Here is a 13,221-nt window from a genome sequence, read left to right on the forward strand (position 1 = left end):
TTTTATCTTTATTTAAAGCAATTTTTGTTCCAAGTTAAAAATACCTTGCTAAAACAAGTTCTAGGGTATTGTTTTCACTTGTATTTTCAAACTCGCTTTCATAATTAAAAGCATTTTTGTTTTTGTTTTGTCCTTGATTTTGCTCTTTTTTGCTTTGATCGCTAAAGTTCATTTCAAGCCCTGTAAATCCCATATTTACAAGTGAATTTTTAAACTCAGCTTGGTTTTGGATAAACAAGTTCATCGCATTGGTATTGGTGTTAAAATTGATATGTAAATTACTTCCTCTTTGGATCAAGGTAACCTCAACTTCACCTAAATTTGATGGATTTAAAGTGATATTAAGCTTGGTAATTGGAGCTTTGTAATTTGCCATTTGCTCTTTTAAATCATTTGCAAAATGTTGCAAAGTCTCTTTAGCATTTACTGCTGATTTAAGCTCGTTTCTTGATACTTGAGCTAAATCCTTAATCAAAGAATTTAACTCGCTATTATCGTTTTTATTGATATTTAAGGTGCTTTCCTCACTACTTTTTTGCGTGCTTTCTTTGCCAAAATTCAAGTTTTGTTGTTCTTTTGAAGCATTTTGGTTTTGCTCGCTATTTGCGTTATTTTGCGCGTTTGAGCCTAAGTTTTCTTTGGTATTGATCTTGTTTAAGATATTTTCAAAAGCAGGTTTTACATCTGTGCTTTTAAAATCTTTATTTTCTACTCTTACGCTCTCACTCATAGTTTTTATCTCACTTGCAAGTTTTACTTGCTCGTTTGAGTTTGCTTTTATCTCACTTTTTGGTGTGCTTTTTTCTTTTGCAAATTCTTTTGGAAGTTCTTTTGTATTTTGATTGTGTATTGTTTCAAGCTCATCTTTTACATCAAAATCATTTTTTGTTATGATTTTTTCTGCATTTTTTGGCTCAGCATTTTGAGTTTTTAAAGCTTGGTTTTGAGTTGCTTTTTCATCTTCGTTTTGAATTTGTGTTTGTATTTTTTCTTTTTCTTTTACCAATTTAGAGTTTAAAATTTGAGTATTTTGTCCTTCTTTACTCACTTCTTTTGTAAGATCTTGAGTTTGGCTTTTAGTTTCTTTTATCTCTTGAGTTTGATTAAAGCTCTTAGAAGAAACCTTTGTGTTTGGCTCATCTTGTAAGATAAAGGTATTTTCTTTTATGCTCTTTTCAGTGCTAGGTGTTTGCAAAGAAGCGTTTGAGCTGTTTTTGGCTGTGTTATTAAGCTTATCGTTGATAGCTTCTTTTGAGCTTAACACTTGCAAAGTGCTTTTAAATTCATCTTTTTGTGTGTTTAAAGTGCTGTTTTTAGCTGTTTTTTCGCTTATATTTTCTTTTGTGTTTTCTATTTTGCTGTCTAAATGATCGATGATTTTATCTTTAGGCTCTTTACTTGGCGAGCTTGTGTCGATTTTTGTAGCTTTGGTGTGAGTTAGTTCATCAGTATTTTCACTCACTAAAGTTTTTTTGTTTTTGTTTTCTAAATCCAAGCTTTTTAATGCTTTTGAAAGTAAATTTGTAGCATCTTTTGAATTTGATTTTTGTGTATTTTGCTTGCTTTCTAAGCCCTCAAGTGCGGCAGCTATTTTGGTGTTGAGATATTGCTTGAATACATTTTCAATAGACTTGTTAAAAAACTCAGCCTTGTTTAAATTTGGAAAAGCTTCTTTAAGCTCAAGCAAGCGATCAACCTTGATGTTTGAAACATTTAAATTTAAGCCTTTAGCAAGCTCTAAGAGTTCGCCTAAATTTTTTGCACCTTTTAAAGCTTCAAGATTGCTTTGTGTGCTTAAAAGCTGTTGAGTTTGGCTTGAAAGATTGCCAAGCTTGATATCTGTGCTTTGAATTTGAAGTTTTTCTAAAACTCCCAAAACCTCCATGAAGCTTAAGGACTCAAATATAGACTCGTTCTTACTCTCATCAAAACTGCCAAAGCCTCCTAAAAGATCGCTTTTTTCAAGCATAGCTCTTGCATCTTGTAATACTTCTTGTTCGCTGATTTGTAAGCGTTCTGGCAAAAATTGATTCGTCTCATCGATAGCTTGGACTAAATTTGCTAAAAAGCTTTGCCCCTCATCACTACTTACTGAACTTGATGAGCTTGCTGGCTCGCTCGCACTTGTTTTTACTTGCTTGAATGCAAGATCGATGATATCACTTTTTGCCGCTAACATAGTATTTCCTCGTAAATTTTTTTATAAAAATGACTCTTGAGCCAAATGTGGAAATGACGAACGCAAGCTTTCGCTTGGATAAATTTTAAGCATAATATTTGCTTCATTCATCTCCTCGATAAACTCTAAAAGCTCGTTTAAATCGCGAGCGCTTTTGATCTTTTCATAGTTTTTTTCATCATTTAAGATTGCAGAAAGCTCTGCTGAAATTCTTACCATTTTTTCATCTTGTGCCTTTGCTTTTAAATTCTCAAGCAAGCTTAAAACTTGCAATACAAGCTCAGGTTTTTTTGCACTTAATTCCTCTTTGAAAGTCTCTAAAGCTTCTAATTGAATCGGCTTTGACATTTTTGTCTCCTTAAAATAAAATATTTTCTCTAAGAAAAGCAAGTTTCGTTCCAACTTTTAAAATTTCAAAAAATAAAAACTAAACTCAACATAGCAAAAGCTTACAAAAAGCAAAAAAGTTAAAAATCTACAAGAAAAATGATTACATTAAAAATAAAAATTACAAAAGATTAAGAAGTATAAAAGCAAAAAACACTTAAAAAAATGCCTCAAGCTCTTGCTGCATAGCTTTTGCGTTCTCACAGCGATTGATCTTGTCTCTAAAAGCTGAAGCGTCTTTGTAACCTTTAGAGTATTCATGCAAATGCTTTCTAAAAAGCTTTACACCTTGTTCGCCGTAGTGTTTAAGCATAGCCTCAAAATGAAAAGAGATAATTTCTTTTTTTAAAGTTTCGCTGATTTTTTGATCGTTTTTAATCTCATAAAAAATCCAAGGCTTACCAATGCTAGCCCGCCCTATCATCAAAGCATCACTTTGTGTGAGGGCTAAGACTTCTTTAGCATTTTCAAAGCTTATATCTCCATTTGCTACTACTGGGATTTTTACAGCTTTTTTAGCTTTTAAAATGCCCTCATAATCAGCCTTTCCGCTGTAAAGTTGCTTTCTTGTTCGTGCGTGTATGCTGATAAAATCAGCTCCGGCTTGCTCGCAAGCTTGTGCGATTTGATCTGGAATTTTTTCCTCAAAGCCAAGTCTAAATTTCACACTTAGGCTTTTTTTCTTAGAATGCGTTTTTATCGTGCTTACAAGGCTTTTTAAAAGCTCTAAATTTAAAAGCAAGCTAGCACCTGCGTTTTGTTTGATGACTTTATTGACCGGGCAACCGCAGTTAAAGTCTATGCCATCGATAAATTCAAAGTCATTTAAAAGCAAAACTGCTTTTTTAATCACTTCTTTATCAGCGCCTGCGATTTGAACTATGTATGGATTTTCAAGGCTTGATTTTTCAAGCATTTTAAGGGTTTTTTTGCTCTCATACACCAAAGCATTTGAGCTTATCATCTCACTTATGGTTAAATCAGCGTTAAATTTTTTTACCACTTCCCTAAAAGGCAGATCAGAAAAACCTGCCATAGGAGCAAGGATTAAAGGCTTTTGAGTAAAGTCTATCATTATTTATTGCACGAGCGTGTTAAAATCAACTTTTTTGTGATGTTCTCTTGCTAAAAGTATGATATTGAACTCTTCATACTCTTTAGAACTCATTTTTAGCTCAAGTCTTAACTCATCAAAAAGCCCAAATTCAGCCAAGATAAACAAATACGCTTTAAGTGCATCGCTATTTTGCTCTTTAAGTTTTTTAAAGATCGCTATTAAAGAATCTGGATCAAGTTTTTTAGTGCTTAATTTAGCGATATCAAGGTATTGCTTTTCACTTAACACCGCTTCATTAAGCAAGCTTTCAAATTCTTGATTATTCATTTGCAAACTACCTTGTTCAAAACGTTTGAAAAGCTCGGTGATTTGTTGAGCGTTTTTATGCAAACTCAAACTTTGAATTTGCTTGAAAGTGCCAAGTTTTAAAAGCTCTTCAAAAGCGATAAGATCAAGTTCGTTTTGAAATTCTTTTTTATTTTTGAGTCTTAAAAATGCGTAATTTATATCGTTTAAAATGGTGTTTTTTTCATTAAGTTGCACAAGTGGATTTTCTTGATCGAGTTTAAATTTCTTTAAATTGACGCTTTTTTGCTCTTTAAGCTCACTTAAGATATCAAGCACTTCGTTTAATTTATCATTATTTGGAATTTTTTCAAATGTTTTTAAACTTTTTACTAGCTCGGCTGCATTTTGAAATTCTTTGATTTTAAAATGTGGCTTAGGATTTTTTTCTAAGAGTAAATCAAGAGCAAAATGTTGAAATTTGCGAGCATCGCTATAAAAATCTTTTGTTTTTAAATACCGCAAAAAGGTATAAAAACTCATATGTAAAATCGCACAAACAAACAAAAACACTACCGGCAAAACAACCCAAACCACCACCGGCAAGGTAAATTCATACCCTCCAAACATAAGGGTAAATTCGGCATTACTCACATGATAAACAAAGGCTCCTAACAAGACTAAATAAAGCAATCCTGAGAATATAAAAAGCTTGATCCTCATAGTTTTTCTCCTTTTTCTATACTTTGACGACAATTAATGCAATACTTTGCATGCGGTTTGATCTTTAGGCGATTTGTATCAATATCTTCTTCACAAGACTCACAAATCCCATAAATACCTTGCTTGATCTTAGAAAGTGAATTTTCAATCTCACCAAGCTCTTGTTTGAGATTTGAATTTATCGTTTGTTCGATCTGCGAGCTTGTGTTAATGCTTGAAAAGTCAATATTATCATTTGGTTCTGAATTATACAAATCCTCGATTTCTTGAGTATTGCTATCAAGCTGATTTAAGATAAGTTTTTTTCTCTCTTCTAAAATTTTTTGAAAACTTTTGAGTTTTGATTTATCCATTTGAAGCCTTTATTTGTGATATGGGTGTTGATAGTGCAGACAAAAAGCGCGGTAAATCTGCTCTAAAAGAACGATTTTAACAAGATGATGAGCAAGGGTAAGTTTGCTTAAAGATAAACTTAGATCAAAATGCGAAAGAAAGCTTTTTTCAAAGCCATACGCCCCACCGATAAAAAAGCTTAACTCACTTTTATCTACCAAAAGCCTTGAAAATTCTAAACTATCAAAGCTTTTGCCCCGCTCATCAAGAATGATACTATAGCCTTTTTTATGTGCTAACATTGGCTCTTCATAGCTTTTTTTCGCTTCGCTTGCGCTAAGTTTTTGAGCATTGGCGATTTTGTTGTTAAATACATTGTATTCACTTAAACGCGCATAATGACTAATAAGCTTGGTGTATTTGTGTTCAAGGTTTTGAAATTCACCTTGTTTTTTTTGCACGCAAACGATATGAATTTGCAAAGCCTAACTCCTACTTAAGAGCTTTAAAAAATCGCTAATACACTGCTTAAGCTCACTTCTTTGCACGATAGCATCAATAAGTCCGTGTTCAAGCAAAAACTCAGCCCTTTGAAAGCCTTCTGGCAAATCAGCCCCTATAGTCTGCTTAATCACTCTTGCTCCTGCAAAGCCTACTAAAGCACCCGGCTCAGCGATAATAATATCACCTAAAAAAGCAAAAGAAGCTGAAACCCCACCCATAGTAGGATCAGTAAGCACACAAATACAAGGCAGCTTCTCATCAGCTAAAAGTTTTAAGGCTGCTGAGGTTTTACTCATTTGCATTAAAGCAAAAGTGCTTTCTTGCATTCTTGCTCCACCTGAAGCACAAACGATGACAAGAGGAGTTTTATTTGTTATAGCCCTTTGCACCGCTCTTACAACCTTTTCACCCTCAACCGAACCTAAAGAGCCACCCATAAAAGCAAAGTCAAATACAACAAGTTGAGTTTTTACGCCATTCATCAAACATTCGCCGCTGATTGCCGCACTTTTTCGTCCTGTTTTTTCTTCACTTTCGCTCAAACGCTTTTTATAAGACTTGCTATCTACAAATTTAAGTGGATCAACAGCGTGCAAAGCTGCGTCATACTCTATAAAAGAACCCTCATCACTTAAAAGCTCTATCCTTTGAAGCGGAGAAATTCTCATATGAAAATTACATTTTGGGCAGACATTATTTGAGCTTTGTATCTCTTTGTAATACATTAAAGCATGGCAATTATCGCATTTTACCCAGTGATTTGGTGCTTCACTTGGCGAAGCTTGTTTGCGTCTTATACCTGAAAAAAGTTCTAAAAAATTCATTCTTTAAGCCTTGTAATAAAACTTCGCCATTATAGCAAATAAAATATTTGACTTTGCTAAGAATAGCAATTTTTTTTCTTAAAATCTCGTTCCAAGAGTAAATTCAAAATTATTTGTATCATCGCCGGGTTTGTCATTTAACGCCCTTGCAAAGACAAGTTGCAAAGGACCTATAGGCGTGATCCACTCTATAGCCATACCTGTAGAGTAGCGGTGTATGCTTTTATCAATATCAAGCACCGATCTACCTACTGCACCATAATCAAAAAACAAAGCTCCTCTAAGCTTGATCCTATCGATGATAGGAAAACTTAGCTCAAATGAGTTTGTATAAGCTATCGTTCCACCCTCTTCGTAGCCATAGCGGTTTTTTGGGCTTACGGTTCTGCTTTCAAAGCCTCTTATGGAACTAATACCTCCAAGATAAATTCTTTGATTGATCGGTAATTTACCTGTGTCCCAGATTTTATAAAACGCTCCCTTATAACGATAAATCAAATCAAGCCCTATATAATCTTGCAAACCTTGATAAAAGTTAAATCTCGTGCTTGAAGCTACAAAATTTTGCGTTCCTCCAACCCCAGCAACTTCAAGGGCTGTAGAAGCGATAATCCCTCGTCTAGGTAGATAATAATCATCTGTATTGTTAAATGAAATCGCCGGTGTAACTGAGCTTTTCACACTTCGCCCAAGCTCATAGCCAGAAAGCAAAAGCGTAGGGCTAAGATAATAGATATTATCGGCTTCATAATTATAAGTTAAACTTGCATTAAAATACCTAAAAAACTGCCTTCCAAGCGTGATATCAAAACCGCGACTTTTTTCACTATAAGTATCCCAATCATACTCATTTGCATACACACTTCCGCCCAAACTATAATAAGTATCAAATAAGCGGGGATTTGTAAGTCCTATACGACCAGAAAGATAATCATCGCTTTTATCCACGCTTATGACACTTTTAAGCCCTGTGCCAAAGATATTTGTATCAGAAAGTGAAGCATTAAGCAAGAGCCCATCAGTCGAGCCATAGCCAATACCTCCTGAAATCGATCCTGTAGAAGCTTCAGTAACTTCAACAATCAAATCAAGTTGAGTCGCATCAACCCTTTGTTCTTTGATATTCACATCATCAAAATACGAAGTCCTGCGAAGTGCATTGTTTGACTCTATCAAATCACTTTTGTGATATAAATTCCCTTCTGTAAGATAAAGCTCTCTACGCACGACTTTATCGGCTGTGCGTGAGTTGCCTGAAATAATGACATTTCTAATATACACCTTTTCATTTGGAATAACCTTAAAAACTATACTTACCTCAGCATCAAGTTCGTTTTTTTGTATATCTGGATACACCTGAGCAAAAGCATATCCTAAGTCAGCTGTGGCTGTTTGTATGAGTGTTATATCTTGGCGAATTTTTTCTATATTTGCTGTTTTGCCGACTTGAGATTTAAGATCATCAACTTGCTCGGTATTTTCTTCTTCGCTAAAAACGGGGTTTTCTATACGAATTGCAGCGATTTTATAAGAAATTCCTTCCTCGACAAAATACGACAAATCAGCTTTGTAATTATTTGTATCTGTGCGTAAAAATGCTGAAGAAACTTTAGCATCAAGATAACCTCTTTTCATATATTCATCACTAATCCTCGCACTATCATTGCCAAGTTCAAAGATTTTCAAAGCCCCATCATTCCTACCCCACATCCAGCCCATAAATTCGCGTTCTTTATTAGCTATACTTGGTTCTACATCACCATAATCAAGCTTTTTGCTCCCACTTAAAAGTACATTTTCTATAGTGATATTTTCGCCTCTATTGATGATGAAATTGAGCTGCAAACCGCTTGCATTACTCAAAGGCTCGGTGCTTGTTTCTACCACAGTATCAAAATACCCCTTTGCTTCATAAAACATACGTATGCGCTCAGCAGCTTCTTTTACAGAACCCTCATCATACAAATATCCTCGTTTGATATTAAGTATGCTATCAATTTGCTTGCGATCATTTGAAGCAACACCGGTAATATCAATCCTTGCAATACTTTGCTTTTGTTTAAGCTTAAACTCAAGCACGCCATTATTTAGCTGCGCTTGTATATCACTAAAATAATTTTGCTTGTATAAATTTAAAATCGCTTTATTAATCTCTTTTTCACTTATATTTTGAGGGGCTTTAAGCCCGCTTATATCAAGAGCGCTTTGAGCTGAAAGTTGAGTCAGTCCGCTAAATTTGATCTCATTGACTTGCACAGCCAAAGCAAAATTTACTAAAAAACAAAAGCCAATTATTTTTTTCATACTGATTTTTTACCTCAATTTGAGTTTTAAGCGTGTATAATAACCAAAAAAATATAATGAAAAGTTTTTGAAAGGATAATATGAAAATAGGTATCATTGGTTTGGGGCTTATGGGTGGAAGTTTGGGGCTGTGTTTGAGAGAAAACAAGCTCATTAGTAAGGTGCTTGGGTATGATACGGACGAAAAAAATGCTAAAGAAGCTTTAAATTTAGGGCTTGTTGATGAACTTGCAAGCTTTAAGGAGATCAAAACTTGTGATATTATCATTTTAGCTATCCCTGTTGATGCTATAGTAAAAGTGCTTAAAGAGCTTAAAGATACAAGCTCAAATACAACTATCATAGAACTTGGAAGCACAAAAAAAGAGATCATTAAAAGCTTACCAAAAGAATTAAAAAGCCATTTTATCGCCGCTCACCCTATGGCAGGCACTGAAAATAGCGGTGCTAAAGCAGCTTTTAAAGAACTTTATAAAAACGCTGTATGTGTGCTATGCGAGAGCGAGGCAGCTGAGGTAAAACACAGACAAAGAGCGGTTGAGCTTTTTTCATATCTTGGTATGCAAATCATCTTTATGAATGCTTCAGCTCACGATCATCACACCGCCATCATCTCTCATCTTCCACACGCCATAAGCTTTGCCTTAGCAAATTTTGTGATGAAAGAAGAAAACAAAAAAAATATCGTGCATCTAGGCGGTCCTTCTTTTAAAGGGATGAGCAGAATCGCCAAATCAAGCCCAGCAATGTGGGGCAGTATCTTTGAGCAAAATAAAGAAAATTTACTCGCAAGTATAGAGCTTTTTCAAAATGAACTTGAATTATGCAAGAAAATGATTCAAGATGATGATGAAAAAGCTTTAAAAAAGTGGATGAAAAAAGCAAATGCTTTAAGAGATATTTTATAAATTTAAAAAAACAGAAGTAAGCAAATGCAAGGATAAATTTACTTCTAATTTACTTAAACACATTAAAATATCAAGAAATTTTTAAGGAAAACGATCATGGCACGCAGAAAGAAAACGAATAAAATCATCTTTTTACTCGTCCTTGTTGTGATCGCTCTTGCTTTGTTTTTTGCAAAGCAATTTGAATTTTTTGAAAAAAATCCTCCTGTAATTTATGCTGAAGACAAGGTGTATCTTAATCTTGCTGAGCCTATCATTATGCGTATTGCTGATGAGCAATCAGGGCTTGCGAGCATTAAAATCACACTCAAAAAAGATAACAACGATAGCGGTGTGGTAATCAAAGATGAAAGATTAAACAATAAACTTGAATCAACGCTTGAAATTTTCTTACCTAAAAACTCTTATAAAGAAAAGATAAACTCCTATATCATGCAGGTTGAAGCCAAAGATAAGAGCTTTTGGAATTTCTTTGGTGGAAATACCGCCTTTAAAGAAATTCTTATCATTCTTGATGATAAAAAACCCCTTGTTTCAATACTTTCAAACTCATATCAAATCGAACAAGGAGGAGCAGCAAGCGTTGTTTTTAAAGTAAAAGATGAGAATTTAGATCAAGTATTTATCCAAACTGACAAAGGAAAAGTATTTGCGGTAAGTCCTTATCTTAAACAAGATTATTATGCAAGTTTAATCGCTTGGGACTCTAAAGATGAGGATTTTCGTGCGTATGTTGTCGCTAAGGATAAAGCCGGAAACACTACCAAAGAACGCATACGATTTTATCTTAAAAACCGACAATACAGAAACTCAAACATAGCCTTAAATGATCGCTTTTTAGAAGGCAAAATTCAAACCCTAGCCGAGCAATACGCTCCACAAGGAAGCAATTTTAACAAACTTGAAAGCTTTAAATTTGTCAATGAAGACTTAAGACTTGGCAATGAAAAACGCATTCACGCTCTTACAGCTCAAGTGAGTAATCAAACGCTTAAAAGCTTTCCTATCAGGCTTTTTCTACCGCTTAAAAACGCGATGAAAGTAGCTGATTTTGCCGATCATCGCTTTTATTCTTATGAGGGCGAATTTGTAAGTGATAGCTATCACATGGGACTTGATCTAGCAAGCGTGGCAAAAGCTCCAATTTTTAGCTCAAATGATGGGCGAGTTGTATTTGCTGAAGAAAATGGAATTTATGGTATAAATATAGTTATTGATCATGGCTTTGGGCTTTACAGCCTATATGGACACTGCACAGTAAGTGAAGTAAGCGTAGGCGATGAGGTTAAAGCTGGAGACATCATCGCAGATACTGGTGTAAGTGGCTTAGCTTTGGGCGATCATTTGCATTTTGGTATCTTGATACAAGGTGTTGAGGTGCGTCCTGAAGAATGGCAGGATAGCAATTGGATCAAAAACAATATCAGCAAAGTCCTTGATGAGGGCAAAAAAATCATACAAAGTGAGACAAGATGAAACAATTAAGCATTGCAAAAAGCGTCAAAGGCGTAGGCATAGGGCTTCATAAGGGCGAGCCTATAGAAATCACTCTTGAGCCTATGGAGGCAAATTCAGGCATAGTTTTTTTTAGAAGTGATTTAAATGCTACTTATAAGGCTTTACCAAGTTCAGTGATTAATACCAAGCTAGCCACAGTTATAGGCGATGAAAAAGGCTATGTTTCAACTATAGAACACTTAATGAGTGCCATTAATGCTTATGGGATAGACAATATACGCATAGTTTTAAATGCAAATGAAGCTCCAGTAATGGACGGAAGCTCTATAAGCTTTTGTATGATGCTTGATGAGGCTGGGCTTAAAGAACTTGATGCGCCTAAAAAAATCATGGTGATTAAAAAGCCTATAGAAGTGCGAGATGGAGATAAATTCGTCCGCCTTACTCCAACTGATGAGCCTAGGATTAGCTATACTATCAAATTTGATAATGCCCTTATTGGCGAGCAGCATTACAGCTTTGAGTTTAGCAAGAAAAATTATATAGAAGAAATAGCTAGAGCTAGAACCTTTGGCTTTTTAAAAGATGTTGAAACCTTGCGCGCGATGAATTTAGCACTAGGTGGCAGTCTTGAAAATACCATAGTTGTTGATGAAAATCGCGTCTTAAATCCTGAGGGCTTGCGTTTTAAAGATGAATTTGTGCGTCATAAAATTTTAGATGCCATTGGGGATTTAAGCTTGCTTGGATATAGGGTATATGGGGATTATATCTCTTATGCAGGAAGCCATCATTTAAATCACTTGCTTACCAAAGAAGTGCTTAAAGATACTAGTGCGTATGAGATTGTAAGCCTTGAGACACAAAAAGCTCAAATTTATGAAAAGGTCTTTGCATAAAAAAGTATTCTTTGCTTTTAAATGCCCTTGCAAAGCCTTTAATGCTGGGTATTTATGAAGATGATGTTTTGATTAAAAGCGTGCAAAGTGATGAAAGAGCAAGTGAGGCTCTGCCTGTTTTACTTCAAGCCTTGCTTAAAGAATTTGAGTTTTCAAAACTTATATATGCTAATGGACCTGGTTCTTATATGGGCATTAAAATCAGCTTTTTAAGCCTTAAAACTCTAAGCATAGTCAAAGATATACCACTTCTTGCAGTGAGTGCTTTTGAGCTTAATGATTTTAAGCCTATAAGGGCAAATAAAAAGCTATGTTTTGTATATAAAAAGGGTGAAATTATCCTAGAAGACACAGAAGCAGGCGAGTTTTTCTTGCCTAAAAGCTTGCAAGGCTTAGATTTAAAAGAAGATAATTTACCTTTTTATTTTTTAGAAGCGATTTAGGAGTAAATTTGAAGATCATCGTTCCAGCTACTAGTGCGAATTTAGGACCAGGTTTTGACTGCTTGGGACTAAGTTTAAAGCTTTTTAATGAGGTTGAAATTTTACCCAGCAAAGAACTTATCATTAAGATCAAAGGCGAGGGAGAAACGAATAAAAACTTATATACTAGCAATAATGCCTTTGTGCAAATTTTTTATCAAAAGTTTTTTGAACTTAGCAAAGAAAAAAATCCTCCTTTTAGCTTTCATTTTACAAACAAAATCCCCCTCTCAAGAGGCTTAGGAAGCTCATCAGCTGTTATAGTTTCAGCCCTAGCTTGTGCGTATAAGCTTGCAAAAATAAAGATCAGCAAAGAAGAAATTCTAAATGAGGCTTTAAACTATGAAAATCATCCTGATAATATAGCCCCTTGCACGCTTGGAGGCTTTGTTTGCTCTATAGTTGAAAATAAACAAGTTTTAAGTATCAAAAAAAAGATTGATGATAATCTTAAAGCCCTTGTTGTTGTGCCAAAAAGCGAATTTAGCACTAAAGAAAGCAGAAATACTTTAGCTAAAAATGTCAGTTTTAAAACTGCTGTTTTCAATCTTACCCATGCTTCTTTTTTAACGGCGTGCTTTTTAGAAAAAAAATATGAGCTTTTACATCTTGCAAGCAAGGACAAACTTCATCAATTAAGACGTATGAAAGCCTTGCCCGAACTTTTTAACGTGCAAAAACTTGCCCTTGAGAACAATGCCTTAATGAGCGTGCTTTCAGGCTCAGGATCAAGCTTTTTTTCTTTATATTTTAAAGATGATATTATGCAAGCTATGCGTAAAATGCAAGAAAAATTTTCAAATTGTAAAGCTTTAATTTTAGAATTTGACAATAATGGCTTTGAATTTTGCTAAAAATCTAAGAAAAAAAGATATAAT

13 protein-coding genes are annotated in these 13,221 nt (G+C 34.6%); 5 read left to right on the forward strand and 8 right to left on the reverse strand.

The features are described 5' to 3' along the window. Window positions 1-34 precede the first annotated feature (34 nt). The 8 genes from DMB95_RS07900 to bamA form a co-directional block, all read right to left on the reverse strand. Window positions 35-2,179 carry a flagellar hook-length control protein FliK gene (locus DMB95_RS07900; RefSeq protein ID WP_142931617.1) on the reverse strand — a complete coding sequence of 715 codons (2,145 nt, stop codon included), beginning with the start codon at window positions 2,177-2,179 and terminating at the stop codon, window positions 35-37. Window positions 2,180-2,200: 21 nt separating this feature from the next. Beyond that, the gene (locus DMB95_RS07905; protein WP_137633464.1) at window positions 2,201-2,527 is read right to left on the reverse strand and encodes a hypothetical protein; all 327 of its coding nucleotides are present in this window, start codon (window positions 2,525-2,527) and stop codon (window positions 2,201-2,203) included. Between the two features lie 196 nt (window positions 2,528-2,723). Then, window positions 2,724-3,641: a tRNA dihydrouridine synthase gene (locus DMB95_RS07910; RefSeq protein ID WP_142931618.1), complete on the reverse strand. Its 918-nt coding sequence runs from the start codon at window positions 3,639-3,641 to the stop codon at window positions 2,724-2,726. Window positions 3,642-3,644: 3 nt separating this feature from the next. Further along, entirely contained in the window at window positions 3,645-4,631 is a 987-nt protein-coding gene (locus DMB95_RS07915; protein ID WP_142931619.1) for a hypothetical protein, read from the reverse strand. Then, the gene (gene dksA, locus DMB95_RS07920) at window positions 4,628-4,984 is read right to left on the reverse strand and encodes an RNA polymerase-binding protein DksA (protein WP_142931620.1); all 357 of its coding nucleotides are present in this window, start codon (window positions 4,982-4,984) and stop codon (window positions 4,628-4,630) included. The genes DMB95_RS07915 and dksA overlap by 4 nt, the downstream gene beginning before the upstream one ends. Before the next feature lie 9 nt (window positions 4,985-4,993). Next, window positions 4,994-5,446 (reverse strand): 23S rRNA (pseudouridine(1915)-N(3))-methyltransferase RlmH, encoded by a 453-nt coding sequence (locus tag DMB95_RS07925; RefSeq protein ID WP_142931621.1) that lies wholly within the window; start codon window positions 5,444-5,446, stop codon window positions 4,994-4,996. Between the two features lie 3 nt (window positions 5,447-5,449). After that, entirely contained in the window at window positions 5,450-6,292 is an 843-nt protein-coding gene (accD, locus tag DMB95_RS07930; RefSeq protein ID WP_142931622.1) for an acetyl-CoA carboxylase, carboxyltransferase subunit beta, read from the reverse strand. Between the two features lie 78 nt (window positions 6,293-6,370). Beyond that, window positions 6,371-8,596 carry an outer membrane protein assembly factor BamA gene (bamA, locus tag DMB95_RS07935; RefSeq protein ID WP_142931623.1) on the reverse strand — a complete coding sequence of 742 codons (2,226 nt, stop codon included), beginning with the start codon at window positions 8,594-8,596 and terminating at the stop codon, window positions 6,371-6,373. A gap of 80 nt (window positions 8,597-8,676) precedes the next feature. Between bamA and DMB95_RS07940 the strand changes: the two genes are divergently transcribed. From DMB95_RS07940 to thrB, 5 genes are all read left to right on the forward strand, one after another. Next, window positions 8,677-9,504: a prephenate dehydrogenase gene (locus DMB95_RS07940; protein WP_137633457.1), complete on the forward strand. Its 828-nt coding sequence runs from the start codon at window positions 8,677-8,679 to the stop codon at window positions 9,502-9,504. A gap of 96 nt (window positions 9,505-9,600) precedes the next feature. Continuing rightward, entirely contained in the window at window positions 9,601-10,980 is a 1,380-nt protein-coding gene (locus DMB95_RS07945) for a M23 family metallopeptidase (RefSeq protein ID WP_142931624.1), read from the forward strand. Then, window positions 10,977-11,861, forward strand: coding sequence for a UDP-3-O-acyl-N-acetylglucosamine deacetylase (gene lpxC, locus DMB95_RS07950; RefSeq protein ID WP_142931625.1), 885 nt, complete (start codon window positions 10,977-10,979; stop codon window positions 11,859-11,861). The genes DMB95_RS07945 and lpxC overlap by 4 nt, the downstream gene beginning before the upstream one ends. A 41-nt stretch (window positions 11,862-11,902) precedes the next feature. Beyond that, window positions 11,903-12,304: a tRNA threonylcarbamoyladenosine biosynthesis protein TsaB gene (locus DMB95_RS07955; RefSeq protein WP_142931661.1), complete on the forward strand. Its 402-nt coding sequence runs from the start codon at window positions 11,903-11,905 to the stop codon at window positions 12,302-12,304. A gap of 8 nt (window positions 12,305-12,312) precedes the next feature. Continuing rightward, window positions 12,313-13,197 (forward strand): homoserine kinase, encoded by an 885-nt coding sequence (gene thrB / locus DMB95_RS07960; RefSeq protein ID WP_142931626.1) that lies wholly within the window; start codon window positions 12,313-12,315, stop codon window positions 13,195-13,197. Window positions 13,198-13,221 lie beyond the last annotated feature (24 nt).

Origin of the sequence: Campylobacter sp. MIT 12-8780, assembly GCF_006864535.1 — a bacterium.
Taxonomy (GTDB): Bacteria; Campylobacterota; Campylobacteria; order Campylobacterales; family Campylobacteraceae; genus Campylobacter_D.